Source organism: Pseudonocardia abyssalis (assembly GCF_019263705.2).
Lineage (GTDB): Bacteria > Actinomycetota > Actinomycetes > Mycobacteriales > Pseudonocardiaceae > Pseudonocardia > Pseudonocardia abyssalis.
In genome coordinates this window covers 5,313,969-5,339,618 of the sequence record NZ_JADQDK010000001.1, presented here as the reverse complement: position 1 = coordinate 5,339,618, position 25,650 = coordinate 5,313,969, and the positions used below count along the sequence as shown (strand labels likewise).

22 protein-coding genes, 1 tRNA gene and 1 pseudogene are annotated in these 25,650 nt (G+C 70.0%); 4 read left to right on the top strand and 20 right to left on the bottom strand.

Features of this window, described 5'->3' with window-relative positions; all coding sequences use genetic code 11:
* Positions 1–761: 761 nt before the first annotated feature.
* On the bottom strand, positions 762–1,910 hold the full coding sequence (locus I4I81_RS26215) for a hypothetical protein (protein WP_218604076.1): 1,149 nt from the start codon (positions 1,908–1,910) through the stop codon (positions 762–764).
* Positions 1,911–2,688: 778 nt separating this feature from the next.
* Between I4I81_RS26215 and I4I81_RS26210 the strand changes: the two genes are divergently transcribed.
* Complete coding sequence (locus I4I81_RS26210; RefSeq protein ID WP_218604077.1) at positions 2,689–3,921, top strand: pentapeptide repeat-containing protein; 1,233 nt, start codon at positions 2,689–2,691, stop codon at positions 3,919–3,921.
* An 814-nt stretch (positions 3,922–4,735) separates the two neighbouring features.
* Here I4I81_RS26210 and I4I81_RS26205 read toward each other — a convergent pair.
* The 4 genes from I4I81_RS26205 to I4I81_RS26190 form a co-directional block, all read right to left on the bottom strand.
* Positions 4,736–5,296 carry a hypothetical protein gene (locus I4I81_RS26205; RefSeq protein WP_226363580.1) on the bottom strand — a complete coding sequence of 187 codons (561 nt, stop codon included), beginning with the start codon at positions 5,294–5,296 and terminating at the stop codon, positions 4,736–4,738.
* A gap of 87 nt (positions 5,297–5,383) precedes the next feature.
* Positions 5,384–5,905, bottom strand: a complete 522-nt coding sequence (locus tag I4I81_RS26200) for a hypothetical protein (protein ID WP_218601025.1) — start codon at positions 5,903–5,905, stop codon at positions 5,384–5,386.
* Positions 5,902–7,512, bottom strand: a complete 1,611-nt coding sequence (locus tag I4I81_RS26195) for an alpha/beta hydrolase (RefSeq protein ID WP_218601026.1) — start codon at positions 7,510–7,512, stop codon at positions 5,902–5,904. Before I4I81_RS26195 ends, I4I81_RS26200 begins: the two co-directional genes overlap by 4 nt.
* A gap of 23 nt (positions 7,513–7,535) precedes the next feature.
* On the bottom strand, positions 7,536–7,835 hold the full coding sequence (locus tag I4I81_RS26190; RefSeq protein WP_218601027.1) for a type VII secretion target: 300 nt from the start codon (positions 7,833–7,835) through the stop codon (positions 7,536–7,538).
* Between the two features lie 193 nt (positions 7,836–8,028).
* On the opposite strand from I4I81_RS26190, the gene I4I81_RS26185 reads away from it, so the two are divergent.
* Positions 8,029–8,622: a hypothetical protein gene (locus tag I4I81_RS26185; protein ID WP_218601028.1), complete on the top strand. Its 594-nt coding sequence runs from the start codon at positions 8,029–8,031 to the stop codon at positions 8,620–8,622.
* On the opposite strand, the gene mobF is transcribed toward I4I81_RS26185, so the two are convergent.
* The 11 genes and pseudogenes from mobF to I4I81_RS26130 all read right to left on the bottom strand — a co-directional run bounded on the left by mobF (position 8,606) and on the right by I4I81_RS26130 (position 19,845).
* Positions 8,606–13,132: a MobF family relaxase gene (mobF, locus tag I4I81_RS26180; protein ID WP_218601029.1), complete on the bottom strand. Its 4,527-nt coding sequence runs from the start codon at positions 13,130–13,132 to the stop codon at positions 8,606–8,608. The two genes, I4I81_RS26185 and mobF, sit on opposite strands and share 17 nt — an antisense overlap.
* Positions 13,126–13,572, bottom strand: coding sequence for a hypothetical protein (locus I4I81_RS26175; RefSeq protein WP_218601030.1), 447 nt, complete (start codon positions 13,570–13,572; stop codon positions 13,126–13,128). Before I4I81_RS26175 ends, mobF begins: the two co-directional genes overlap by 7 nt.
* 685 nt (positions 13,573–14,257) lie before the next feature.
* Positions 14,258–14,896, bottom strand: coding sequence for a hypothetical protein (locus tag I4I81_RS26170; protein WP_218601031.1), 639 nt, complete (start codon positions 14,894–14,896; stop codon positions 14,258–14,260).
* A 142-nt stretch (positions 14,897–15,038) separates the two neighbouring features.
* Positions 15,039–15,518, bottom strand: coding sequence for a hypothetical protein (locus I4I81_RS26165; protein ID WP_218601032.1), 480 nt, complete (start codon positions 15,516–15,518; stop codon positions 15,039–15,041).
* Positions 15,515–17,482, bottom strand: a complete 1,968-nt coding sequence (locus I4I81_RS26160) for a type IV secretory system conjugative DNA transfer family protein (RefSeq protein WP_218601033.1) — start codon at positions 17,480–17,482, stop codon at positions 15,515–15,517. Before I4I81_RS26160 ends, I4I81_RS26165 begins: the two co-directional genes overlap by 4 nt.
* Positions 17,479–18,063, bottom strand: a complete 585-nt coding sequence (locus tag I4I81_RS26155; protein ID WP_218601034.1) for a DUF2637 domain-containing protein — start codon at positions 18,061–18,063, stop codon at positions 17,479–17,481. The genes I4I81_RS26160 and I4I81_RS26155 overlap by 4 nt, the downstream gene beginning before the upstream one ends.
* Positions 18,060–18,434 (bottom strand): hypothetical protein, encoded by a 375-nt coding sequence (locus tag I4I81_RS26150; protein ID WP_218601035.1) that lies wholly within the window; start codon positions 18,432–18,434, stop codon positions 18,060–18,062. The genes I4I81_RS26155 and I4I81_RS26150 overlap by 4 nt, the downstream gene beginning before the upstream one ends.
* Positions 18,431–18,832 carry a hypothetical protein gene (locus tag I4I81_RS26145; RefSeq protein WP_218601036.1) on the bottom strand — a complete coding sequence of 134 codons (402 nt, stop codon included), beginning with the start codon at positions 18,830–18,832 and terminating at the stop codon, positions 18,431–18,433. Before I4I81_RS26145 ends, I4I81_RS26150 begins: the two co-directional genes overlap by 4 nt.
* Before the next feature lie 279 nt (positions 18,833–19,111).
* Positions 19,112–19,387 (bottom strand): annotated as a pseudogene (locus I4I81_RS26140) (WhiB family transcriptional regulator); the annotation flags it as partial.
* Positions 19,384–19,605 (bottom strand): hypothetical protein, encoded by a 222-nt coding sequence (locus I4I81_RS26135; RefSeq protein ID WP_218601038.1) that lies wholly within the window; start codon positions 19,603–19,605, stop codon positions 19,384–19,386. The pseudogene I4I81_RS26140 and the gene I4I81_RS26135, both read right to left, overlap by 4 nt.
* Positions 19,606–19,608: 3 nt before the next feature.
* Positions 19,609–19,845 (bottom strand): helix-turn-helix domain-containing protein, encoded by a 237-nt coding sequence (locus I4I81_RS26130; RefSeq protein ID WP_218601039.1) that lies wholly within the window; start codon positions 19,843–19,845, stop codon positions 19,609–19,611.
* Positions 19,846–19,991: 146 nt separating this feature from the next.
* On the opposite strand from I4I81_RS26130, the gene I4I81_RS26125 reads away from it, so the two are divergent.
* Both I4I81_RS26125 and I4I81_RS26120 read left to right on the top strand, forming a co-directional pair.
* Positions 19,992–20,348, top strand: a complete 357-nt coding sequence (locus I4I81_RS26125; RefSeq protein ID WP_218601040.1) for an XRE family transcriptional regulator — start codon at positions 19,992–19,994, stop codon at positions 20,346–20,348.
* A 197-nt stretch (positions 20,349–20,545) separates the two neighbouring features.
* Positions 20,546–21,913, top strand: coding sequence for an NsdA family TPR-like regulatory protein (locus I4I81_RS26120; RefSeq protein WP_218601041.1), 1,368 nt, complete (start codon positions 20,546–20,548; stop codon positions 21,911–21,913).
* Here I4I81_RS26120 and cutA read toward each other — a convergent pair.
* The 4 genes from cutA to I4I81_RS26100 all read right to left on the bottom strand — a co-directional run bounded on the left by cutA (position 21,851) and on the right by I4I81_RS26100 (position 25,646).
* On the bottom strand, positions 21,851–22,189 hold the full coding sequence (gene cutA / locus I4I81_RS26115) for a divalent-cation tolerance protein CutA (protein WP_218601042.1): 339 nt from the start codon (positions 22,187–22,189) through the stop codon (positions 21,851–21,853). The two genes, I4I81_RS26120 and cutA, sit on opposite strands and share 63 nt — an antisense overlap.
* 1,280 nt (positions 22,190–23,469) lie before the next feature.
* Complete coding sequence (locus I4I81_RS26110) at positions 23,470–24,009, bottom strand: DUF4365 domain-containing protein (RefSeq protein ID WP_218601043.1); 540 nt, start codon at positions 24,007–24,009, stop codon at positions 23,470–23,472.
* Positions 24,010–24,204: 195 nt separating this feature from the next.
* The gene (locus I4I81_RS26105) at positions 24,205–25,482 is read right to left on the bottom strand and encodes a site-specific integrase (RefSeq protein WP_218616400.1); all 1,278 of its coding nucleotides are present in this window, start codon (positions 25,480–25,482) and stop codon (positions 24,205–24,207) included.
* An 89-nt stretch (positions 25,483–25,571) separates the two neighbouring features.
* Positions 25,572–25,646, bottom strand: a tRNA-Thr gene (locus I4I81_RS26100).
* Between the last annotated feature and the right edge of the window lie 4 nt (positions 25,647–25,650).

Genomic DNA, 25,650 nt, shown 5'->3' with positions numbered 1-25,650 from the left:
ACATGCAGCGTCGCACGCTGCCCCGACATCGCTGGGGCCGCGGAGCTCCGGCCGCGCCTGCCGGTCTGTCGCAGAGGCTGGTGCGTCGCGTCGGGGCCGGAGCGTTCGGCTGGGGCCCGGCGTTCCCGTGGTCGGGGTACCGGTCGTCACCGGATAGGTCGGTCTGAGCGGTTCCACCGTCGATCGGGCGTGCGTAGCAAGGCTGCGCCGTCGGTGGGGCTGCAAGGCACGGCGGTGGCGGTGGGTGCGAGGCATGCTGTTCGCCTCGGGCCCACCGGCGCCGTCGTGGTCTCGCCTTGCGGCCCCGCCGTCGGTGTGGCATCCCTCTGGGCGCCTGGTCGGCGGTGGAACCGCGACCCCTCACGCTCTCCACGGCCCGTTCGCCGTGCTCGTCGTGGTCGGCTCCACTGGAGCGAGGGTCGGGTCCGGGCGGAGCCCGGGTCGTTCGTGGTTCCGCATCATCAAGGTTTGGCCGATTACTCGGCTCGGCTCATGTCCACGCTGGTCTTGCCGTCACGGGTGGTCCCGGACGTCGACGCGGTGCGGCAGCGGGAGCGTGGGCCGGCTCGGGCGCCGGGCGTTGACCGCCCGCGATGCCGGCGTGGCGCCGCGCTGGTGTGGCCTGACGCTCGGTGAGGGTGTCGCCGATGACCCGACGCGGGTCGCCGGGCGAGCACCGCGCGTAGGTCGTGCTCTGCGTGGCGGCCGGAGCACCGACACCGACAGCATTAGCCCAACGCATCCGAGACAAGGTTTCGCCCTCAATCCGACCCGGTGATCTTGTCGGGAGATATCAGAACTGGCGGCCTTCCACGTGCACTCATTCGCAAGCTGTATCCCCGCTTCAGCCACGGCGACAGGCGTTCACCGATAGGTACACGGACGTAGTCCCGCTTGAATCTTGTAAAGCTTACTACGTAACAACCGTCGGCATGCTCATGTGGCCGAAGCACAAGCCCTGCATCCCGTCCGCGCACGACCACATAGGAGAACTTCGACCCCATCAAGACCTGCGGTGTCTCGATCTGTGCGGACTGAAGTATCTTCGGTTCTGGCGTACTGCTCACAGCACCTCGCTTCGAACCCTCGAGCTGCACCTCAGTTGGGCCCACACCGCGATTCATTGCCGATTCCTGCCCGTAACTCGCCAAGTCAATCAAGACTGTGGTGGCGGACGATTCCCTGGAAATTTCTACTTCGGCCCACGCCTCGCGAGCAGCGTTGAATTCTATGTACGCCTTATCCAGCCAATCGAGCCGTGCGCGGACCGGATCGGACGGGTGAAGGTCATCGCGGCTCTTCTTCCGCAGAAAGTAATCGACCTGGCTTCCGCCGGACGTTGATGGGTGCGGAAAGGCGCCCAACAGCTGATTTGCGCCGAGCAGCTGCTCATCGACGCACCAGGTCAAGGCGTCTAGCGCCGTTGGGCCGAGGGCTATGTAACGGGCAGCCGAACCCAGCACCCTCAAGGTTGGCAAAAAGTCTTTCGAAAAGCACTGGGCAAAGACCGAACTTCGCCGCACCTCGTCAAATGTTCCTGCAAAAGGGTGGCCCCTCCTGAAGGCGGCGTGCGGAATCACGGACGTGCTGTGCAGGGCGCCAGATGATGCACCCCATAGATCCGCCTCGTGTGCAATACCCAGTAGGGCGGCCACGCGGAAGTGTTGTAGTAGCCGAATCAGATTGGGCCGCATTGCCGATCCACCGAACCCAGCAACCTGCTTTACTGATCGCTCTACAGAGTCCCAGTGCTCACCGGACTGGACACGACGGCGAGCCTCGTCGTACGCTAGGCGCAGCTGGTTTGGCCCAGGCGTGATGCCGACCAATATGAGCTTGGCGCCCTGCTCGACGTGCTCGAAAGGGATATAGACGAGTTCATCGTCCTTCTTCGAGTCAATTGTAGTCATACGTCGCTCTAGCGCGCCCGCTCCGTGCGCAGCTATTGCGGCACGAAATGGCGCAATTTCGTCCGGCCGCAACAATTCAAACCTCCTCGCGACAACGCGGTATCTGGGCACAGGAGCGTACCCATCTGGGCGACGCCAACGCAACGACGTATGCCGCTCCTGTCAGCCGCTCCGGCTGATTCAGCGACACAGCCGGTCGATGTTGGCGCGTTTAGGGACTTCGACCAGAACCTTCGGACGGCGTCTTGATCGACCAAGACCCCGACGGCGCTTGTCGAGCCGAGTGCCCTCACCAGGCTTGGCACGTCGCGCGAGCCCCACTACCGCTGTGTGCACAACTCGGTTTTGGTCGGAGCTTGCCGATAGGGTCAGCCCCGGCCGGGAGCGAACACACCGGAGCCGGACGCAGCCTGACGGGAACGAGCCCACTGTGGCAGGACACCTGGGGAGAGCCGACGCGACCCTACGCGTGCAAGCTGGAAGAGCCACTGACGCCGAAGCCCGAGCTTCGAAGCCAGCGCGAGAGGCACATTATGTCTGCTACCGTTCCGGATAATCAATTTTCCGAGATCTTGCTGGATTGCCCGGATTATCTCGGTTCCCGTCGAGTCGACTTCGATAAGCGCACTATTGTTCTGCATGGGTCGATATGACACGCGCGGGATGGTGGCGCTCCATCCTAGTTGTCTTGACAGTTCTAGGCGGGGCGGTGGCACTCTGGATTTCAGTTCCCTCGTTCTATCCCATTCTTACGGACCCGCTATCCGAAGATCCAGCCGTGATAACGCAGCGAGAAGCGATTCGTTCGAGCGCAATCGTTACAACGCGCGCGAGCATTCTTGCGGCACTCGCGGGCCTTGGTGCAGTTATATCTATCGTAATAAATGCGCGGAACTCGCAGATTGCCGCCGAGACCGCCGAAATTTCTGCGAAATCATTGGCTGAGACCAGTCGCTCATTCCGGGCGGCCGAGGTGGACCGTGTACGAGACATCACTCAGCGCGAGCGGCAAGCTGAAGCGACACTCAAGCTTCAAAGCCAGATGGCTACAGATTCTGCACTCGACGCCGCCCATAGGCGGACTACCGACCTCTACGCCAAGTCTGCCGAGATGATCGGCTCAGAGAAGGTCACTGTTCGCCTAGCCGGGCTTTACTCGCTCGAACGCCTTGCCGAGAACTCGCAAGATCAGCGCCGCACGAGCCTGGATGTGCTGTGCGCATACTTGCGAATGAGTGCCCCAACTGGCGACTTCCCTGCCGAGGAAATGTTGGTTAGGCTCGCCGCTCAACGGATAGTTGTACGACATCGCCGTCGCGTGTCCCCGAAGGATTTCTGGGAGCACGATCAGATCGACCTGACCGGCGCGCAACTTGTTGGCGTATCGTTCGCTGGAATCGACTTGAAATTTGCCGATCTCGCAGGAGTTGACCTTCGTGGGTCGTCGTTAGCTGATGCACAGCTTCAATCAGCAAGGCTGTCCGATGCCAATCTTACTGGTGCCAATATGGCCCGAGCTGATCTCTCATATGCGAACCTGGAGAGGGCGAAGCTGGATAGTGCTTCGCTCGAGTACGCAGACCTTTCACGTTCTCGCCTCAACGGTGCATCACTGATTGGCGCAAATCTTCGCTCAGCGCGAATGATCCACGCTCAACTGAACGTGGGAGCCAATCTCTCGGAAGCTATTCTGGGAGGGGCCATCATGACCTACGCTCGCATGTCGAATGCCAACTTGGAAGGAGCCATTCTTGGTGGTGCAATGCTGTCAAGCGCTAAGCTGGGCAACGCTCGGCTGACCAACGCCGACCTCACGAGCGCGAAGCTGCGCGGGACAGTCCTTAATGGAGCTGATCTGACTGGAGCAACACTCGACCGCGCAGACTTGTCGAACGCAGACTTGCGGAATGCAAATTTCAACAGCGTCGATTTATCGCGCTCAGTTGGCCTCACGCTTGATTCCCTCTCGGCACGTCAGCGCTCTCAGGCAAGCCGTCTCCCGCCTCAATAGCTCGGCTAGGGCGCAACAGCCGAACCTACCCTGCGTCGCAATGAATGCCGGAGATGGCCGTCGTACTAGTAGCTGGCTGCCTCGATTCCGCTGTAGGACGGGCGTGTGCAGCAAGACCGTGCCGCCAGTGTGGCATCCCTAAGGCGACCGAGCGTCGACGAAACCTCTCGTCCACCCCCTGTCGCAGCGCTTGTCATTGGGTCTGCTCCGCCGGAGTGAGGGCCGGCGGTTCGGGGGCGAAGCCCCGTGCGGTTGCCCGTGCCTCTCGCAACGCTGACTATGCGGCCGGCTCCTCGCCGGGACCGCTTTCGGGCACCGGCTCAGTCCCGGGCGTGGGTTCGGGTTCGATCGGAGGCGGCGGGGGGTCGGTGGGCGCGACGGGCGGGACCGGCGAGTCGATGGTCGGTGGTGCCGTGGTCGGCGCCTGCGGGGGCTGCTCCGTGGTCGGCACGACCGGATCAGTGGTCGGGGTCGGCTGGGGGTTTTGGATCGGGGGTTGGCCGCTCACGGAGGTGCAGTAGTAGCCGGGGGTGCGGTTGATCGGGGTGCAGTACATGTAGAAGCCGTCGGCATTGGGCGGCGTCGCGGGGTCAGCCGGGAGTGCTGGCGACGGCGTGGATGCCTCGGCGGCGGGCACGCAGCCGGTGAGGAGACCGGTCGCGGCGGCCGCGGACAAGGCGAGCAGGACGCGGCGGATGTGCGGGGGCATTCAGAACCTTCCGGCGATGGTGCGGGTGCCCTCACTCGTCGTCGTCCGGACGTGATCGTTACGCCGGCCGTGATGGTCCTGTTCCCGGCGGGTTGTTGTGGCTGGTCAGCCGGATTCGGCCGGTTCGTCGCGATCTTGGGACTCGGCTGGCTGGGGGTCGACCCTGTCGTCGCTTTGCTCGCTGCCCGGTCGGTCTGGGTCGCAGCCGATACGGAGAAGGCGGGCTCGGATGCCGCTGGTGCTGCGCCCCATCGCCTCGGCGATCTCCTCGATTATCGGGGCGGGGGTGGTGGCGGTGCAGGCGAACCAGGTGTCGCGGAGTTGGGTGTCGAGGTCCTCGGTCCAGGGTTGATGACTGTGGGCTGGCCGCAGCTCGCCCGTCCGGCCCGCGCTGGGCAGGCCGGGTCCGGCGCCGCTGGGGTGGTCGTCGTCGTGCAGGGCGGCGCGTAGCGCGAGCAGCAGTGATCGCGCGGACACCTGGATTGCGCTGAGCTGTACGGCGGGGTCGCCGTTCTCGTCGCCGATGTGCACGCCGATGTAGGCCTGTCCGGCGATGACGGCGAGGTTGAGGAGGCGGGAGGGTGGCTCGGTGATGTCGTCGTCGTTCCAGTCGGCGGCGCTGAGCCAGACATCGCGGATCATGCCCGCGATGCTGGCACGCGGCACTGACACGTTGGGCCCGATTGGTCAAACCTGGGCATGCCGACGCGGGAACGGCGGAACCCGGGGACGGTCAGTAGTCCTGCGCGCTGATCATTGGCCAGCGGTGTCTGCTTGCACGCACGGCGAGGAGGCGATGAGAGCGACGTCCCCGCGGGCATTGACCGTGATCGTCATCCCGAAGTCCGCATCGTCGGCGGCCGCGATGGTCTGGTTCTGCGGTCGCTCGTCTCGGGTGATGCGGTAGCCCTGGGCGACCCAGTGCTCGGCCATCGCGGCGACCAGTTCGGACGTGGGGCGGTCCGCGGGCAGCCCGGCGAGGAAGTAGCTGCGGCCGGGCTGGACCTGGCCGTTGAACTGGCTGCCGTCCGCGCCGGGATCCAGGCAGGGGATGTCGGTGTCCCCGATCAGGGTCAGTTCGGGGGTCGGGGTCAGGAATGTCGCGGCATCGGAGATCAGGCGCTCGACACGATCCACCGCGTAGCTGTAGGTCACGGTCGGCACGGGCGCTCCTGGGGTGTCGGTGCTGGGGCTGAGCGGGTTCTGAATGCCCCCGCAGCCGGCGAGGAGAACGCCGGCAGCGGAGACGGCGATGATTCGGGTGATCGGGTTCATCGGGTGACCTGCTCGTAGTTGCCGGTGGCGATCCGCCCCAGGTTGAGCAGCGATTCGGAGTCGCGGTCCCAGTACTGGCTGTGGGCGTCGGGGCCGAGGCTGCCGTCCTGAGCGCCGAAGACCTGTGCGCCGAACCCGGGATCACTGGGGTTGACCCCGTGGATGAGCCCGGTCCCGCCCGGGCTGGGATCGGGCAGCCCGATCCCGACCTGGAGCTCGCTCGGGCTGATCCCGTACTGGATCGGGTCGTTGTCGATGTGGCCCGACCACACATGATCGGAATCGTGACCCAGCTCCGCGGCGGTGTCGGCGCCGACGCCGGGGCTGCCGATGAACACCAGATCATCGACGGCGAGGCCCTGCTCGCGGGCGCTGTAGCCGACCACGGTGGAACCGTAGCTGTGCCCCAGGACCGTGTTGTGCGACGGCGCCCCCTCATGGGTGGCGCGCAACCCGTCCTGGAACCGGTCGAGGCCCGGCCCGGCCTGGTGGGCGTAGTCGGGGTTGGTGGCGTCGGTGCCATCGGGCGGCAAGTCGATGATGGTCTGGGGGGCGTCGTAGCCCACCCACGTGATCGCCGCGGTACTCGCGGCCGGATCGGCCGCCCGCGCTGCCTCGACCACGGCGTCGGCGCGCATCACGTCCCCGGGTGTGCCGCCCAGGCGGGCCCCGGTACCCGGGACGTAGGTGATGACGTTGTCGGCGGTGTCCGGGTTACCGACCGCGACGATGGCCCGCCCGGTGCCGGTGGTGTCGAGGCCGAGCAGGTAGGCCGGGGGGCCGCTGGTCGCGGTGAGCCGGTGCTCGATCGCGTCGAGCGCGCGGCCCTTCTCCTCGACCGCGGCCAGCGCGGTATCGCGCGTCTCGCCCGGTGGCAGACGCAGGACCGCGTCGCGTTCGTTGGCGACCTGCTCGTGCGCTGCTGACAGGCCGATCCGGTTGGCCCGGTCCCGGTAGACCGCGGGCACCCCGTCCAGCCCGCCGATGCGGGCCGGGTCGGTGGAGAGCAGCTGCTCTCGCTGGGCCGGGTTGAGGCCGGCCCACCAGCGCGCGACCTCGGCCGGGGGAGTCGAGGACGCCGGCACCACCACCGCCGGCGACTTGCCTCCACCAGACCCGGGCGACTGGGTACCGGCCGCGCGCAGCGCGTGGGCGGTCTCGGCGTCGATCCGCGACGCTTCGGCCAAAATCTGAGTCAACTCGGCCGCGAGTTGCTCGCTGCGCTGCTGCAGGGTCGTGATCTGCCACGGCGCGAGCACCGCGCCGGCGATGGCCAGTGGGGTGACGCTCACGGTGCCGTCCGGCCCGATCTCGTGGGTCGGGCCGGCGGCCTGCGCCACCGCGATCGCCCGCCCGCGCACGGTGGCGATCCGATCCGCGTGCGCGGCCAGGACCCGGCCCACCTGCTCCAGGGTGTCCACCCGTCCGCGCCAGGTCTGCACCACACGTCGGCTGTGATCCAGCGCCGCAGCAGCGTCCCCACCGCGCCAGCCTGCGGACAGGTCCTGGTTGTGCCCCTGCAGCGCCGCCGCCTGCCCGTCGAGCTGGGTGCTCAGGCGGGTCCACGCGGTGGCTTGGTCGCGCCAGATGCTCGGCTCGGCAGCCACCAACTCGGCATGGGTGACCATGCTCAGCCGCCGCCCAGGGAGGCGGCGATCGCGGCGTCGGCCTGCTGCCACGCCGTGGCCGCCGCTGCGATGTCGTGCCCGAACTGCGCCACGTCGGTCGCGGTCTGGTCCAGCTGCCTGCTCCAGCCGGCCCACAGCTCGTTCGCGGCCAGCGTCGCGACGAATCCGGGCGGGGCATCGGGCCGCACCGTGTCGACCTCGGCAGCGGCGATCGTGCCGCGCACCTCGTCGGCCAACCCCAGCAAACTGCCCGCGGTGCGCTGGACCACCTCCGGGTCGATGTGCACATCCGGAGCCACCACGACCACTCCCTTCTGCGGCGCTTCAAGGTGCAGGATCGCACCGAGGTCCGCCGCCATGGGGCGGTTTGGAGAAACCTGAACAGGGCCCACCGTGTTGCGCTGGAAGATCGGCGCATCGAACGCTCCAACGCGGGGCGCTGCTGCCCCGCACGATTCACAACGAGATGTCGGGGGTTCGCTTCACAATGGGGCAATGGACCCCGCGTTGGACGCGCTAGTCGATGCCGTCGAATCGGGCAGCGTCGACCTGGCCGACGCTGCCTTGCGTCGGGACAGCGCGGTGCCGCCGCCAACCGTGCACCTCCTGCACAAGCATCTCCGGCAGCCGTACATCGGCAGCGTGGCCACCCGGCCATTCCGACGTGGCGCAGACGCCGCGGCTGCGGTGACCAGGCTCGGCCTGCTCCCATCGGTAACTCTCGCAACCCGGCTGGTCGTCGTCTGGGAGTACGCCGATCTGTGCGCGGCTCTCGACTTCCCCGGCGGGCCGTTTCCGCTCGGACTCGTGGTTCTGGACGCGGACCTGACGGACCACGTCGTCCATTGGCACCCCTTCCAGTTGCGCGGAGACCCCATCCGGCCGGAGTGGGGGCCGGTTTTGCGCCACCCGGCTGCGCAGCTACCGGCGCCCGTCGCCGAGCTGCTGGCCCTATGGCGCGAACTGCGCCGCCACGACGTCACCGAGACGCGAGCGAAGCTGGAAGGGGCCGGGTTCGTCATCACATGGGCGGCGGACCTGGCTGCGAGTACGGCGACAGCACCGCGGGGCCTCACTCGTCGCGACTGAGTACGGGCGCGTCATCCACTTGTCCGGACCCGTCGGCGCCGTAACCCTCGTAGCCGGCTTCGGCGGACCAGTCGGTGAGTTCGGCCCGTCGAGCGGATTCGGCAGCGTCTCGCGCAGACGCGTCGGATTCCTCCCGAGCGGCGTCTGCCGCCTCGCGCTGTGCGATCTCCGCGAGCGACAACTGCGCGCGATGGACGGCGACCGTCGTCTCGTCCACGGGCCGGACCCGGCGCCGCTGCGTCGGGTCGGCGGCCTCCGTGGGGTCCACCGTGCTGACATCCCGTGCATCAGGAACCTCAGTCTCGATGCGATCTTGTTCGGGAGGCGTCCGAGAGGTGTCCGGCCTTGTCGGGCTGATCTGCTCGTCGTCCCATCGCTCATCGACGTCGGACTCTGTGACGGGTTGATCGCGCTCCCGGTCTTCCTGCTCCGCGCGATGCAGAGCGAGCCATTCCGGGCCCGTCGTTCGGTCAGCAGGGTGGTCGGGGTCGACGCCACGAGCCTTCAGCTCGACGGTAGACCGCTCGGCGCGGTCTCGGGTGATGGCGGTGTGGGTGAACCACCGGGTCCGGGCCTCGTCCGCAACCTCGAGCTGCGTGATCTGCTCGGCGAGTCGGGCGGCTTCGGCGCGGGCTCCTTCGGCGTCGACCCGGAGCCGGGTCGCGTCGGCTGAGTCGGTGTCGGGTGCGTCGGCACGGGCGGTCCACACCGTCGCGTCGGTCGTGGCGCGGCTATGGGCCTGGTGGGCGGCGGCAAGCTCGTCGTCGACCCACCGCGGCGCCCAGGTCAGCTCCCGCTCATAGGCGCGAACCCGCGAGCGCAGGGCGCCGTCGGACAGGTTCGCCTCCTCGGCTCCGGCGTCGACGAGCGCCAGGGCCTCGTGCGCAGCCCGGAACATCACCGCGTGCTCGGCGCGACCCTTGCCCGGCGCGTTGCCGAGCGGGTCGTGCTCGTCAGTGTGGTCGACGAGTTCCCGGTAGGCCGCGGCCCATCCGGCGCGGTGCTCCCAGTCCTGGCGGGCGACGACCTGCTCCGGGTCCGGGACGGGCCCGAGGGCGTCGATCGCCCAGACGGGCGCCTGCTCCGCCGTGAGCGCGCCGAGTTCGTGGCGGCGGGTGTCCGCCGCGTCGGCGAGCTGGTGCAGTCGGGTGGCGCGCTTCTCATCCACGGGTAGTGCGTCGGCGGCGTCGCGCAGGTGATGCGGGATCAGGTCGGCCGCGCCCCCGCTGAGGTGCGGGGTGAGCCGGCCGTTCAGGGCGTGGGTGATGCGGTGGTGGATGACCTGGGCCGGGGAGTCGGCGCCCATCAGGCTGCGGGACTCGATCGCGTCCGTCAGGACTTGGTCGGCGTCGTGCCCGGCGAGCTCGGCGGTACGCAGCAGCCGCTCCAGCGAGCCGAAGGCGTCGTCAGCGGCCAGGAGGCCGCGCTCGTGCGGCGTGAGGTGCCCGCCGGCGGCGAGCCGGTCGAGCGTCGAGGCAGTGCGGCCGGCGTTGACCTCGCGGATGAGGTCGGCGATCCGGTCGACCTGGGTCATCACCGAGCGGGCCTCGGTCTCGGCGTGGGCCTGTTCGGCCTGTGCGGAGCGGTCCTCGCGCAGGTTCGCGAGACCGTCGGCGAGCACGGCCTCCGGGGTGCGCTCGGCAATGTCGAACGTCTCGCCGGTCTCGGCGTCGGGCGCGAGGTGGCGGGTGACGGCGTAGATCGTGTTCCGCTCGCGGCCGCGGGTCGCCGGGACGTAAAGCCCGGCGGCGTCGGTGCCGGGGCCGATCACGGAGTGGCTGGTGTCGACGTTGCGGCCCTGCGCGGCGTCCTTGGTGCTGGCGTAGCCCAGGCTGACGTGGTCGCGGACGTAGGTGCCGGGCAGCTGCATCGGCGCGCCGAGGATCTCTCCCCAGGCGTTCCGCTCGCCGTCCTCTGCGGCGCGGTCGACGGGTGCGACGGTCAGCCCGCCATCGGGGCGGGTGGCGAGCACCCGGTAGGTCCGGCGGGTGATCGGCGCGGCCGTGTTGCCCTCGAACCCGCGCAGGTGCCAGGCGAGCGTGCGGGCCTGCACGAGGTCGCCGACCCCGGCGACCGAGCCGCGCCAGTCGGCGAGCGCCGGCCCTTCGCCGAGTGGGACACCGTCCTCCTCGACCCGGCCAAGCCGGACCAGCTCGGAACGCAGCCCGGCCGCGACCCGCGCGGCGGTCGCGTTCGTGCCGACCATCAGCAGCGACTCGCGACCGTCGAGCGTGTCGGCCAGCCACGCCCGCGACGCGGCAGCCTCGGCCTGCTCGGCGGTCCCGCCGTCGACGAGCCGGCCGCGCTTGGCGTACTCGGCGAGCACGTCGGGATCGCCGTCGCGCAGTCGCAGCGACGCCGGGCCCTCCCAGGCGTTGTCGAACCGGCGGACCTCGGAGAGCTGGTAGGTGATGCCGTGCTCGCCGATGTCGGCGAGTGCACCGCCGGGACCGATCGCGGTCAGCTGGCGCGGGTCGCCGACGAGCAGGAGCTTCGCCCCGGCCGTCTGGCAGCGGGCGTGGATGGCGACGAGATCGCCGGTCTCGGCGGTCCCGGCCTCGTCGACGACCACCAGGTCGCCGCGCCGGAGCCGCCACGCCTCGTCGTCACCGGTCGGGCCGGTCGCGTTCTGCCCGGGGCGGGTGCGGTCGATGCGGTTCTGCGTCGCGAGCCACGCGCGGACGTTCTTGGTCGCCAGACCTTCGCCGGCGAGCACCTCGGCCGCGTTCTGGTACGGCGCGAGCCCGAACACGCGACGGGGCAGCTCGTCGTCGGGATCGCCCTCCGGGTCGGTCCACGTGCCGGCGATCGCACCGACGACGAACGACTTGCCGGTGCCCGCCGCGGCGGTCAGGACCTCGACCTGCGCGCCGGAGGTCAGCACGCCGCGCAGCGCGGCCTCCTGGTCCGGGCCCAGGCGCGTACCGGACTCGGCGAACCGCCCGCACACCTCGTCGACCCGGTCCTCGGTGAGCCGGTGCGCCCCGCGCTGCACGGCGGCCGCGATCAGTGACCGCTCCGCCGCGAGCTGGCCCGGCGTGGAGTAGCGGACCGACCCGTGCCGGGCGTAGACCGACTCGCCGTTCGCGAGCCGCAGCTCGTCGGGCAGCGCGGCGGCGTCCTCGACCGGCGTCAGGCGCTGAGCGAGGTCGAGCGCGGCGTCGGTGAGCCCCATCAGGAGCGGCTCGACGTCCTCGGGCGCGACGCCCAGGTGCCCGGGCAGCGCGTTGGAAACGGCCTGGATCATGTCCGAGCGCGAGTAGTGCGCGCGGGTCGCGCTGATGTCGGCGACCGCACGCTCGATGACGTCGCGCGGGGAGAACTCGGCGTCCTCGCCCGGGTCCTGGGCGCGGGCGACCAACTGCTCGGCGAGCGTGGTCAGCCCGCCGGTCACCCGGCCGCGGGCCATCTCCTCCCACCGGGTGAACTGCTCCTCCCGCGTCTCGCCGTCGTGCGACTTCGCCTTGCGGGTCACGAGCGTCGCCTGCTCGTGAATCACGACCTTCTCGTACGGCGACGGCTCGCGACCCTGCGCGGCGGAGAACTGGCGGATCAGCTCGGCGGCCTTCGGGCCGATCTGCGCGCGCCGCGACGAGTAGAGGTCCATCAGGCCGCGGTCGACGCCGACGACCTCGCGCGCCTTCCCGTCGGGCCGGGTCTCGGTCCGCACGCCGAGCGACTGCGCGAGGTGCGCCTCCATGACGCGCTCGGCGATCGCGCCGGCGGCGGCCTTGTGCTCGTCGATCGCGCGCCCATCGACGCCGCGCCAGACGCCGTCGGCGCACAGGACGCGGTTGAGGATCGCGTTGTGGATGTGCCACTGCGGGTCCCGCTCGCGGGAGTCGTGCTGGAAGAACTGGGCGACGACGAACTCGTGGGCGTCGATCCAGCGCCCGGACCCGCCACCGTGGTGGCCGACGCGGGAGTAGCCGGCGTGCTCCTGCAGGTAGGCGAGCCCGGCGCGGACGCCGGCCATCATCGCGTCCTCGACGGCCTGCGAGTGGGTGTCCCACGCCTGCGCGGCCTCGACGTCGCCGCGAGTCCGGGCGTCGTTCGCGGCGCGCTCGAACGCCAAGCCGGTGACGGTCACGGACTTGGGCGCGGAGAACGTGACGTCAATGAACGACACGGCCTGCCGCGCCGAGCGTCCGGCCTGCGCCCGCAGCGCCGCGCGCTCCTCGGGGCCGGCGTCCGGGCGGGCGTCGAGCAGCGAGGCATAGATCTGCTCCGCGCTCCGGTACTTGCGGTGCCCGGTCGCGAGCGCCTCCGCCTCGTCCCAGGTGGCGCGGTCGTGCGCGGCCGGGTCGCGCGGGTCGAGCAGGCGCGTGTAGACGGCCTCCATCAGATCGGCGTCGACTTCGCCCGTCAGGCCGAGGGTCTGCGCGCCCTGGCCCCACCACTGCCCCGGAGGCTCGCCCGCTGCGACAGCGCCGGTGTAGTAGCCCTCGCGGGCCTTGGCGACCTCGTCGGTGAGGTACCGGACGGAGTGCCCGCGGTGGACGCTCAACACGACGAGCTCCCGCCGTGGGCAGCGTCGTCGGCGTACCAGCGCACGAGCACGTCGTGCTGGGCCGCGCGCGCCGCGGCGGGGTCCGGGCCGATCATGGCGGCGATCGCCGCGCGGGCCCGCCTGACCGAGTCGGCGAACTCCGGCCCGTCCGCCAGATCGAGCAGTGCCCGTCCCGCGTCCGGGCTGTCGTCGTCGCGGCGGCAGGCCTCGACGGAGCGGAGCGCGCCCAGTCGGTGGAACCGCTCGCTCTCCTCCATCCGCTCGACCCAGGCCGCGTACTCGGCCACGGGGTCGGGGTTCTCCGGCTCCTCGGCCGCGAGGATCTCGGAGTTGCTCGCGCGGGCCAACCCGAGGTCGCGCTGGGCGATCGCGAGGAAGATCGCGGCGTAGCGCTCGGCCGGATGCCGGGCGTCGTGCAGGTGCTTTCCGGTGGTGGTCAAGGCGTGCTCCTCAGCGCCGAGTCGATCATGAACGGCGGGTTCCGAGCGGGCCCGCCAGGGCCCGCGACGGGCACCACGGGATCGTGATGCGTGGGTGTGGGTCTTGCTCTTGCTCGCGTTGGTACGGGTCTCTTCGTCCTGCTCTTGGTGGTCGTCCTGCTGCTGATGGGTGCTCTCGTCGTGGTCAGTCGTCATCGGGTTGTGTGGGGTCGGGATCGGATCGGGACGTCGTTGGCTCGGAGGAGTCGGAGGACGGTGTTCGGGCTGGTGTCGAGCAGTGCGGCGATTCCGGCGGAGCTGGCTCCGCCTCGGTAGAGCCGGGTGACGCGTTCGGCGTCGAGCGGTTCGCCGGTCGAGCGGCGGTGGCAGGAGCGGCAGCGCGGGCGGTAGCGGGCCAGGTCGAGGCTGTAGCGGTAGCCGCGTGACGAGTCGGTGCACTCGTCGGGATCGGCGCCGTCGTAGGACCACAGGCAGGCCGTCCGTGCGCACTCGGCGCAGGCCCGGCCGGCGGCCGGGCCGCGCGTGTCTGTGAGCCTGCGGCGAAGGGCGAAGTAGCTCGGTGCCCCCGTGGTGTCGCGGATCGGGTCGGCGGGCCGGAGAGCGCCACGACGGGCGCGGCGCCAGTGCGGCCGGCACCAGCCGCGCGCGTGGTGCGGGCGACCGCACCCAGGCACGGCGCAGCCGCTCATCTACTCCCCCGGTGCTGCGTGTACTCGGCCTGCTCGGCCTCGGCGAGGACGTCCTCCGTCGGCACAGGACCAGCGGTGCGCACGGAGACCCAGTGGGCGGCCACGGCGGCGTGATGGTCAGCGAGCGGCGGCGGGACCGGCTCCACGACGTCGGCATGGCGTCCGTTGCGGTCGGCGTGCCGCGACAACGAGCACTTGCCGAGCAGCCCGTTCAGGCGGCGCTCGACGCCGGGGCGCTGCCGGTCGTGCCAGTCCCCGGCGCGCATCCACGAGCCGTTCTCGGGGTGGTAAGCCTCGGCGTGCGCCCAGCGCAGCCACCACAGCTCCTCGATCGCCTCGGGGTGCCACAGCCAGCAGGAGGAGAGCTGCGCGCGGGTGTAGCGGACGTAGACGCGGCCCACCCAGTCCACCAGGTCGGCGGCGTCCTTCACGGCCTGCACGGTGTCGGTGGCGAGCAGCCAGGAGCGGACCCCCGCCGCCTTCGGCTCCTCGGCGGGTTCGGCCCGGCCGAGGAGCGCACGCAGGGCGGCGACGTCCGAGGCGAGCTGCAGCAGGTTGGTGTCCACCGTGTCGATCCGGCGCAGCGCGCGCGAGACCGAGCGCCCGAGCGCGGCGACGGTGGGGTCGGTGGTCATCGCGTTCCCCTCTTGGGATCACCCGGCGCCAGGCGCGGGCCGGGCGGTTCGTACCGCTGGATGGCGGGCGGCAGCCTCCATCCGGCGCCGCGGCGCCGTTGCGCTCGGCCGGCCGGGTAGCGCGGGAGGCTCCGGCGGCGGGTCATCGCCCGTTCTCCCGCGTGAGGTCGTCGCTGGCGGAGTCCTCGTCGGCGCGCCGGTCGTCGAGATGCTCGGCATCGGCACGTGGCCGGCCCTCGGGACAGCGCAGGACCACCGGTGCCACGGCTTCGGCGCCGCGCGCGGACGACTCGATCGCCGTCAGGTCGAACTCGTCGAGGCCCCACAGGTGGGCGGGCGTTCCCACCCGGTCGGAGGTGTCGTCGAGGTAGTCGCGGACCAGTGCGCGGGACTCGTCGAGGGTGCGGCCGGGCCCGGTGAGCCGCCGGGCGGCCTCCTCGGCGGACATCGGCGGCGCGGGCTCGTGCCGCCCGGCCTGGTCGGGGATGCGGTCGAGCAGTGCGCGCTTGTCGGCCAGGAACGCCGCCCGCTCGGCGGGATCGGCCTCCCGCCCCCGGGCGGACAGCTCCCGCAGGCGGGCGGTCAGCTTCGCGATCCCCCGCACCGTGGGTGGGGTGGTCATCGCGCGTCCCCCCACGGATCGTCCGGCTCGCTGCCGGGCAGCTGCGGGAACGGGATCACCTCGGCCTCGTGCGGCCCTCGGCGCTGGTCGACCACCTGCCCCGGCACTACGGTCGGGCTCTCGTAGCGGATCGGCCCGCCGCGCCCGGTGACGCGCACCCGCAGCGCCGTCCAGCGCGCGGCGCACCATCCGACGACGGCGCGACGGCGAGCCCCGAACCACGTCCGGGCAGGCCGGGTGCGGCGGGCGATGACGGCGGCGGCGCGGGTGACCTGCTGGCGCCGCCAGGCCCGGGCCCGGACGGTGAGCGCGTCGGGATGGTGGACGGCGTGCACGTCGGCCCGGCGCCAGGCCTGCTCGACACGGCCGATGACAGGCGGCATGTCCCGGCGGAACACCACGACCCGCCCGGCCGGGAGGTTCGCCAGCTGCGCGGGCGAGAGCACCGGGACCCGCCGCGTTGTGCGGGACGCCAGCCGCCCGTGCAGGTCCGTCGTCGTCGTCGGCTCGTCCCGCTCCCCTGCCAGCGTCGACCAGTAGTTGAGGTCGTCCCGGTCAGCGGTCCCTCCGAACAGTTCCCGGGCCCCGGAGTTGTTGAGGGTGACGGCCGATTTGGCCACCCCGTAACAGTCCACCAGCTGCGCCCGGCTCTGGAAGCAGGCCACGATCGAGATGCCGCGCCCACCCATGTCGGCCGACCACTTGTCGAGAGGGATGGGGCAGATCAGCGCGGCCTCGTCGAGGCGCAGCGACAGCGGCGGGTCGAGCCTGCCGCCGGGTTGACGGTCGGCCAGGCGGCGGGCCTGCCGGGCGATGTAGCCGGTGAGCGCGCAGACCAGCGGCGCGACCTGGGCCTCCTCACCGCCGAGCATGTAGACCGTTACCTTCGCGGCGAGGAGGGCGGCGACGTCGAACGGCTGCCCACCCTCGGCGATCGGCCGTGCGGCCTGCTTGGCGGGGCCGTGGGTGAGCCAGCCGATCGCGGGGGCGATGGTCGACGTGATCGACGTGCGGGTGCGCTCGTTCGTCCCGATGAACTGCCGGACGGCCGCCTCGAACGCCGGCTCCGGGCTGCGGTTGCGCAGGAGCAGCAGGATGCGCTGCTGGTGATCGTCCAGCTCGGACAGCCACGTGCCGACGTCGGCCATCGTGTGCCCGCCGAGCGCGGCAGCGTGCATGAGCGCGGCGAGGTTGCGGCGGCCCTGGTCGTCCCAGAACTCGCGGTCCGGCCCCCCTCCGCGGTTCGCGGCGGCGAGCATGTCCGCGGCCCGCTCGTTCGCGGCCACGGGGTCGTCGCAGTCGGTGAGCGGATCGAACGTGATCGTCGACGGCAGCCCGCCGAGCCCGACGGGGTTGAACACGAACACCGGCCCGACCTGGGCCCGCAGGGCAGCGGTCTGGTTGAGCAGGTCGGTACGGGTGCTGGTGACGAGTACGGCACCGGGAGCGTCGATGATCCGTCCGGCCAGCCACTGCGACTTGCCCACGCGCGGCCCGCCGAACGCGAGGACGACGTCCTCGATCGACGCCCACACCTTCAACCCGGCGACCTGGCACAGTTCGACGCCCACCGCGACGGCGGGAAGCCGGACCAGCTGCACGAGCCGCGCCCAGCGCGAGGTCGCGCGCAGCGACGGCCGGACCTGCGGGGTCCGACGGCGCATGGCCAGCGCCGATCCCGCGCGGACGATGTCGCCGGTCGAGGCGACGCCGGCCTTACGCCGGCTGCTGCTGCCCCAGCGGGTGACCGTGGCCATCGTGCGGCCGTGCCGCATCCACAACCACCCGGCCAGCGCCAGTGCCATGGCGCCGACGAGCAGCGGGTGGGAGGTGCGGACCAGGGCCCACGCGGGCATGGCCGCCAGCACGGTGGCCCCGACGGCGACCACGAAGGCGCCCCGGCGGTGGGAGATCGCGGCGATCGCGGCCAGGACCACGAACAGCGTGAGGAGGGAGGTATTCATGACGACGTCCTTCCGGAGCCGTTGACGGCGAGGGCCGGCGGCTCGGTACGGGTGCGGTCGAGTAGTTGGCGGGCCTCGTACTCGCTGATGCCCAGCTCCCGGGCCAGCCGTCGGCGGCCCGCACCGGCAGCGATCAGGTCCCCGACCCGTTCGGCGGGCCGGGCGGAGTCATTCGGTTCAGGGACGTCCATGTCGTCGACGCGGCCGACCAGCACGGCGAGGTGCACGACGGCCCCGAGCACGGCCGGGGCGACGGCAGAGACGATGACGACCACCCACCACGCCGGGGCGAGCGCGAACGCGGCCAGGCCGTGCCCGAGCGCGTTGGCGGCCACCGACAGCGTCAGCAGGGCGAGCGCGAGCGATCGGGCGAAGGTGCGGGCCGAACGCCCGGTCCGTCCGCCCAGCCACACCAGTGAGCCCGCGGCGGCGCCCGCGTCGACCACGACCGGGAGGAGCCAGGCCAGCTGTGGGGAGAACCCGCACACCAGCGCCAGGTCGCGCAGGGCGGCGAACGACAGCACCGCGGCCGCCCCTGCGACGACGGCGAGCAGGCCGTAGAGCATGGCGCGGGTCGTCATCCGTCTGCTCCGACCGCGTGGGCGACCGCTGTGGCGACCGCGCGGGCGTTGCCCGGCCCCATCGCCCGGAACCGGAAGCGGTCGGTGCCCAGCGTGATCGCCAGGTCGAGCACCGCCAGCTCCGTTGTCGACGCGGTGTCGAAGGCGCCGTGCTCGAACGCGGTCCGGGCGGCGCGGAAGTCGATCCACCACCCGCCGTCCGGGCTGTGGTGCACGCACGCGCGCAGGAAGTCCGCGCGTCGCGGCCACACCTCGTGTGCGAGCAGCAGCCAGACCGCGGCCTGCACATGCGCGTCGTGCCCGTCGATCCACCGGTGCAGCCCGGCGACCACGGCGCCGGTGCCGCCGATCGGGCGCACTCGCGCGTTCATCGGGACACCTCGCCCTCGGCGGCCGGGCCGTCCTCGACACCGATGTGGCTGATCGCGTTCCAGTAGCGATCGGCGGACCAGATCACCGAGCCCAGGGCGTCGGCGACGGCCTCCAGCTCGACGGCGGCCGCGGTGAGCCGATCGTGCGGGTCGACCTCGCCGGAGTCGTCGTAGACCTCGCGCTGCTCGCCGTAGCGCTGCACCTGCCGGTCCAGCAGCCGGGCCAGGTCCTGCAGCGCCCGCAGCGTCCCGACCATGTCCGCGCCGAGCTTGTAGAAGTCGCTGTGGTCCGCTGAGGCGTCGAGCTGGTGGCGGACGACCGTCACCCAGGCGTCGGCGCCGGCCTCGGCGTACCGGACCGCCGGTGGGCGGTCGTCGTGCTCGTCGGGGGTGTTCATCTACGCTCGGTTCCCTTCCGCTCGTGTCCCTGCCTGGGTTGCTGTGTGGGAGATCTGGAGGGGAGCCCGGTGGCCGCCGCGGCTCCCCTCCGTCATGCCCCGCCCGCGTGTTCCGGACGTCGTGCTGCGGGCCCATCGCTGGGCGGTGCGCAGGCTGACCAAGAACGTCGCGGCTACCTCCTGCACGTCCATGCCCGCGGCGAGCGCGGCCCGGCCGACTCGTGCGACCTCGGCGCGCGTCCCGCCCGCGGGTCGTTCCGGTGTGCGTCTACGGCGTCGCGCGTCGCGACGTCGGGCCTGCTCCCGACGGCGCTCGTCCTCGGTCATGCCACCGGCGATTCCGTCCGGCAGGTGCGTGATGGCCCACGTCAGACACTCGGCGCGAACCGGGCAACCGGCGCACACCGCCTTGGCCGCGCTCACCTGCCGCTCGGCCTCGCGACCCCGGACCGCGGTCGGGAAGAACACCTCGGCATCGATCGAGCGGCACGCCGCCCGGTGCCGGAAGTCGTCCGGCCGCACATGCTGGGTCGACCGTGTCGTCGCGGTGGTCATCCCACCGCCTCCGACCCGCCGGTGAGCGGCTCCGACGCCTGCGACACCGACGACATGAAGTCGGTGAGCATCCCCGGCAGCCCGGCTCCGGCCGGGGTGGAGATGAACAGCCCGAGCGCGATGAGCGAGAACACCACCGCCCCGCCCGCACTGCGCGACTTCGCACAGATCACTGCGCCGACGACGGCGAAGAAGATCAGGACTCCGATCGTTCCCACGGCTCACACCACCCATCCGGCGGCGTCGACGACGGTCTGCTCGGCGGTTGCCGTGTCGGCCATCGCGTCGACGGCCTTCGCCGGGACGATCAGCCGGCCGCGGATGCGGACGGCAGGGAACTCCCCCGCGGCGATGGCGCGGTAGAGGGTCATCGGCGACATGCCGAACATGGCGGCGACCTGGGCGACGCTGTAGAACTTCGGCGCCGCCGTGACCACCTGGGGCTGGAATGTCCTCATTGCTTCTCTCCTGACTCGGGAACCGCCTGAGGTCTAACCGTGGTACTGATATTAGCACTTACTTTAGTTGATCGGCCCGGCGTCGTGCGCAGCTTGTGGATAGGCCGCTAGCCTCGGTACTGAAATCAGCAGGTACGGAGGTATGTGTGGCGAAAGACTGGGACGGCGTCGCCGCTGCGATCCGCACCCGCATGGCCGAGATCGACATGACGCAGGCGGACCTCGCCTCCCGGGCCGGCGTGGCGCTCATGACCGTCCGGGAGCTGCAGCAGAACCTGCAGCCGCGGCGACGCAACCCGCGCACGCTTGCCGCCGTCTCCGAGGCCCTCGGCTGGCCCGGCGATCAGATAGCCCGGATCCTCGAAGGCCAGTCGGTGACGGACGTCGATCAGGACGATCCGGTGCTCGCCGAGCTGGACGCGGTCAAGGCGGACCTGACTGCGATCTACCGACGGCTCGACGCCATCGAGCGTCGGCTAGGTACCGGCGACGAGCCGTCCTGAGCTGCTCGACGCGCTGCAGCGCCGCCTCGACCTCCGTGCGGAGTTCCTGAATCGGCCCCGGAGTGTCGGGAGGCTGTGGTGCACTGGGGTTCATGCCGATGACGATCGCGACTCCGGGCGAGACAACGCAGGTCAAACGCCCGGCACCGCACGGCAGAACCCCGGCATTCCAGCGGTAGGCGGCGGAGGGACCGGCCATGACGGGCACGCAGGGCGCCATCGACGAGCCGTGGGGCCACCGGCTCCGGCACTGGCGCAGCGAGACGATGAACTGGTCTCAGGAGGAGCTCGTCGCGCACGTCACCCGCGTCGCGTACGAGAACAAGGAGGAACGCGGCACCTCGCTGGACGTCCGCCTCGTCAACCGGTGGGAGAGCGGCAGGGTCCGGCGGCCGCAGGCCGTCTACCGCCGGCTGCTCGTCCAGCTCGGAGCCCCGCCGCCCAGCGAGCCGCCCCCCGCGCTCACCACACGCCGAATGCCGGGGTCTTGCCCTCCCGATGTCCCCGAACCGCACCTAGCGTCGCTGGCGACCGCTGACGACTTCGACCTGGGAGACGGTGACCCCTCGGTGCAGCGACGCGACTTCCTCCGCACGAGCTCCACGCTCGCGATCTCCGGTCTGCTGGCCGCGGTCGTCGGTGGTGGGGCCTCCGCGGGCAGCACGACGCAGGACGTCGTCGACGAGCTGCGCCAGCGCCTAGTCAGCCTCCGCAAGCTCGACGACACGCTCGGCGGAGGCGATACCTACCGCCTCTACGCGGCGGAGGCGGAGCTGACCGGCCATCTCCTGCGCGAGGGCGTGAGCCGGGAGGTCGTACAGCGCGACCTCCTCGCGCTGCATGCGGAGCAGTCCCAGCAAGCAGGCTGGGCTGCGTTCGACGCGGGATGGCACAGCGACGCACGCGACCACTACCGGCGCAGCCACGCCGCGGCGACGGAGGCCGGCGACGCCGGTCTCGCCGGCAACGCCCTGGCCTTCCACGCTTACCAGCTCATCGGCCTCGGCCAACCCGCCCGGAAGATCTCGGAGAAGTCCGTGCACGCGGCGGAGCAGCCGGGCGTCGACCCCGGAGTCCGCGCGCTGCTCCTCTCCCGCGCCGCTTGGACCTTCGCCCTCGACGGCGACGCGGACGCCACCGCCCGCTGCCTCGGCCGCGCGGAAGATGCCCTCGCGCTCGCCAACGGCCAGACCCCGGACTACGCGGCCTGGATCGACGAGACCGAACTCGCGATCATGACCGGCCGCTGCTGGAGCGAACTCCGCCGCCCGCTGCGCGCGGTCCCTGTCCTGGAGTCAGCCCTCGCCCACTACAGCGACGCCCACTCACGCGACAAGGCACTCTACTCGTCCTGGCTCGCCGACTCCTACATCGACGCCGGCGAAATCGAGCAGGCGGCGACAGTCGTCGAATCGAGTCTCACGGTGATGGGCGACGTGTCGTCGGTCAGGCCACGTGAGCGTCTGGTGCAGGTCGCCGGCCGACTCGCCGAGCACGGCGACCTACCCGTCGTCCGCGACCTTCTTGGCCGTCACGCGCTGAACCCACTCGACGTACGACGCTGACGCTCGCGCCAATGGAACAGCCGTCACCTCCGGGTTCTGCCACTCGTGGTGCTCGATGAGATGCGCTTCCAGCTCGTCATACCGAGCGGCGGTGGTCTTGAACGAGACCACCCACTCTTCCCCCTGACCGAACTCGCCGTCGTGCCAGAAGGCGGACGCCACCGGTCCGGCCATCTGAACTCCCGCGGCGAGCCCCGCCTCGGTCGCAGACTTGGCGAGTCGCAGTCCAGCCTCGCGGGTCGGAGTAGCAGTCGAGACAGTCAGCACCTCAGTCACAGAACCAGCCTACGACCAAAGCCTCGCCCTGGTGATGTAGGCGCAGGTACCTGGGGACGATGTAGCCAGCTGCCACAAGCCGCCACGTGGGTTCCAGTCAGCGGGCAGGTCGAGCAATGAACGGCACTAGTCTTGAGCGCCGTCCAGAAAAGCCGAGCTTAGCGACCCGTATCGTGTCGGCGCATCTATCCTCAACGGGTGACCCGGATTGCGCACGATGACTCCGTCGACGATTACCGTCGTCCCTGTACGCATCCACTCATGTGATCGATCAATATCTTCGAGTCCCAAGCGAACTCGAATCTCCGCGGGCCGACCGTTTCGTGTGGTCTGCACAGCTACCTCGCCAAAACGATCCGGTGGCACATGTCGGACCTCGACAATCGGGCCAGTAACACTCTGAGGCGGATCGCGTCTTGTCGCCTTCAATAGTTGAGCAGCCTGGTCCAGCAACTCCACGCTCGCAGGCGGAATAGATACCGTCACTGGCACGTCGCTGGTCGTGCGAACTGCGGTCGCCCAGATGAACGTAGCTTCAAACTCGGCGACGGCCGGCTGGGCCACTATTCGAGATAGCGCGGTAACAAACTCACGACTAACTCCCGCAACTACAAGGCTCGGCACGTCGCTTTGTCGAGGCTGCCTAGCAGGCTCAACAATAACACGATTGACTGCGTTAAGCGCCTGCGCAAAAGTGCGCATCACACGCCGCTCCGGAGACTCCGGCGCCGCTCTATGCCCCTCAATCCCGGTGATTTCCAGATCACTGGCCGTGCTCGTCGGCTCGAATGGAAGCGGCATTAGCACTGGGATCGCATAGGAACGGTCAATTGTATGCCCCAGGCGCGCTTGCTTGACTAGCGCGTCCCCGATCTTCGAGAAGTTCCCATCGATTTGAGCCCTAGCCCGCTGAGCAGTCGTTGCACTGGACCTAAGCATCTCCTTGGCCGAAGCCACTAACGTTGCACCAGCATCCAATGGAATAGAGCCGGAGATGACGAGATCATTAGCGGCCCTCAGATGGGTAACGTCTGTGTACTGGTTCTCAATGTTGGACGCAACTTCGAGCGGATCCCTCCGCTCGTGGATCGCAATTCTTTCAACAACGCTCCGCCATGCACGATCACCTCGCTTGATCTCCCCCATTGGTACAGCAATTACGTCGACCTCGCCGGGGTTCGAGGACCGCCAAAGCGACCCGACGGGCCCTTCCGACTCACGGACCCACCCTTGCTGATCAAGGTAGGCGACTACGGAGCGGGCGAATCGAACCGGAGTACTCATGCCGCCCCCCCTGTAAAGGATTCGAGCATGTCGCGATGCCAGATCGTCAAGGTTTCAGCTGTCAAACGCTGACTCTTCGGGACATCAATTCGGGCACCCAGGTCGACCGGCGAGATCCGCGTCCAAAAGGCGGCGGCTCGGCAAGTTGTCCCGTTCTTATCATGTGAAAGCCAGGCCGCTGGATTCTTGTTGACAATCACAAGAACGAAGTAGACAGGCAGTAGCGCATCCGACCACTTGCGGATCCAAGCAGGATCAAGTTCCCAGCTAGCACTGCGACCGCCGATCGTCAGCGAGCTCGTGCACTTCACCTGCACACCCACACTCGCCTCCTTGAACTTGACGTCACCGTCGATCGCCTGTACGTCCTCGTCTGGTGAAGTCTCCGTGAAACCCACCCCCGCCTGCGCACAGATGCCCCGGACGTAGGCCACTCCGAAGCGCGCCTTCTGCCCGTTGGCGTCAAGTGACGCACACAGCCCCGACAGTTCCGGTAGGTCAGGCTCGCTGGCCGAGGCCGGTTGGGGATGGGACACGGCGCACACTGTAGGGCTAGCGGGCCCTCCGTCATGAGGAGCGAGACCGGGCGAGTCACAGGCAACCTCCGCACCTTCACCGTCGCGCGCCCACAACAGTAGACGCCTAGCGCGCGTCCTGATGATCTTGTCGCCACCGCCCGTAGATGACGGGTTGCGATGATGCTCAAGTAGCGGATGGCGCGCGAGTGGCTGCTACTCCCTCCTGGTGGGTGGACGCTTGGGCATCCGACCTCCGAGACTCCTGGCCGCTCGTTGATCAGCCTCCGATACCCAGGCTGAGTAGGTCTTTAGGGTGGTCGTGCCGCCCCCGCCGTGACCAAGCCGGCCTGCAACCGTCCTCGGGTCGACGCCCGCGGCGATGAGCTCGGTGGCCGAGTAGTGACGGAGGCGGTGAAACGTCGTCGCGATCCCGAGCCGCACTGCCAAGCGGTCGTACCGCTGCGTCACGCTGTCCGGGATCGGGGAGGTCGAGCTGTCGGGCGAGCCGGAGAACAGGAAGGCGTCGGCGGGCAGATTGAGCCCGAGGGACCTTGCACGGGTGCGGGCGCGGTCGACGTGCTCGCGCAGAATCTCTGCCGTCTCGGCGTCGAGCGCGACCCGCCGCTGCTGGTGGGTCTTCAGCTCCGCCTCGACGAGCACCCCGTGTTCCTTGCGGATCGCCCGGCGCAGCCACAGCGTCTCGCGGCCCTCGTCTAGGTCCACCGAGTGCAGGCGGAGTGCGCACAGCTCGCCTCGACGGGCGCCCGTCGTCATCGCCGTCCAGACCAGCGCGCCCCAGTCCGGGTCCTTCCAGGACTCCTCGACGATCCGGGCCGCCTCGCGCGGTGATGGCGGTTGCGGGTTCGGCCGCGGCGCGGGCGGCGGGGAGGCCATCGTGACCGGGTTGATCCCCACCCACCGCCACCGCACGGCCCGCTCGAACGCGCCGGAGAGCAGGAAGTGGACGTGGCGGACCACCGACGCGCCCAGGGGGCGGCAGACGTGCGGGCGGGCGCAGCGGCGGTCGCACGCGTGCTCGTGACGGCTCCAGTGCTGCGGGCCGCGCTTGCCGTTGCAGTGCAGCCGGCACCGGCGGAGCTCGGCGTACAGAGCGTCCAGGATCTCGGCGTCGAGCGCGCCGACCTTCACGTGCCCGATGAACGGGGAGACGTGGTTGCGCATGTAGCTGCGGTAGATCGTGAGGGTGTTGGGGGCGCCGTCGAACTGGTCGAGGTAGCGGGTGAGCAGCTGGTCGACCGTCGCGGACGTGCGCGGGTTCCGCTTCTCCGCGATCTCGTGCAGGAACCGGTCCAGGGTGCGCTTCGCCTCGCGCTTGGCGTCGGGGCCGGGCGGGATGATGGCCACCAGGTCGTGCCGCTGCCCCGTCACCGGGTCGACGCCGGCGTAGGCGCGCACCCTCAGCGCGCCGCTACGGAGAGTGCCGATATTGCCTCTCGCGCGGGCCTTGCCGACCGCTGGACGCCCTGCCATGTCGCCAATTGTCCCGCGGTTCGCGGCACATCCCGTGGCACGAGTGTCGCAAAGACGATCTTGTCGGTGAAGAAGCTGCTGGTCAGACCTGGAGCCGGAGGTCGGGATCGAACCGACGACCTTTCGCTTACAAGGCGAGTGCTCTACCACTGAGCTACACCGGCCGGT

Bases quoted from the DNA above. Each gene is read 5' to 3' on its own strand.
- I4I81_RS26105 (WP_218616400.1), bottom strand. From the start codon at position 25,482: ATGGCAGGGCGTCCAGCGGTCGGCAAGGCCCGCGCGAGAGGCAATATC.
- I4I81_RS26200 (WP_218601025.1), bottom strand. From the start codon at position 5,905: ATGAACCCGATCACCCGAATCATCGCCGTCTCCGCTGCCGGCGTTCTC.
- I4I81_RS26185 (WP_218601028.1), top strand. From the start codon at position 8,029: ATGGACCCCGCGTTGGACGCGCTAGTCGATGCCGTCGAATCGGGCAGC.
- I4I81_RS26215 (WP_218604076.1), bottom strand. From the start codon at position 1,910: ATGACTACAATTGACTCGAAGAAGGACGATGAACTCGTCTATATCCCT.
- I4I81_RS26150 (WP_218601035.1), bottom strand. From the start codon at position 18,434: ATGAACGCGCGAGTGCGCCCGATCGGCGGCACCGGCGCCGTGGTCGCC.
- I4I81_RS26160 (WP_218601033.1), bottom strand. From the start codon at position 17,482: ATGAATACCTCCCTCCTCACGCTGTTCGTGGTCCTGGCCGCGATCGCC.
- I4I81_RS26155 (WP_218601034.1), bottom strand. From the start codon at position 18,063: ATGACGACCCGCGCCATGCTCTACGGCCTGCTCGCCGTCGTCGCAGGG.
- I4I81_RS26165 (WP_218601032.1), bottom strand. From the start codon at position 15,518: ATGACCACCCCACCCACGGTGCGGGGGATCGCGAAGCTGACCGCCCGC.
- I4I81_RS26120 (WP_218601041.1), top strand. From the start codon at position 20,546: ATGACGGGCACGCAGGGCGCCATCGACGAGCCGTGGGGCCACCGGCTC.
- I4I81_RS26170 (WP_218601031.1), bottom strand. From the start codon at position 14,896: ATGACCACCGACCCCACCGTCGCCGCGCTCGGGCGCTCGGTCTCGCGC.
- I4I81_RS26145 (WP_218601036.1), bottom strand. From the start codon at position 18,832: ATGAACACCCCCGACGAGCACGACGACCGCCCACCGGCGGTCCGGTAC.
- I4I81_RS26130 (WP_218601039.1), bottom strand. From the start codon at position 19,845: ATGAGGACATTCCAGCCCCAGGTGGTCACGGCGGCGCCGAAGTTCTAC.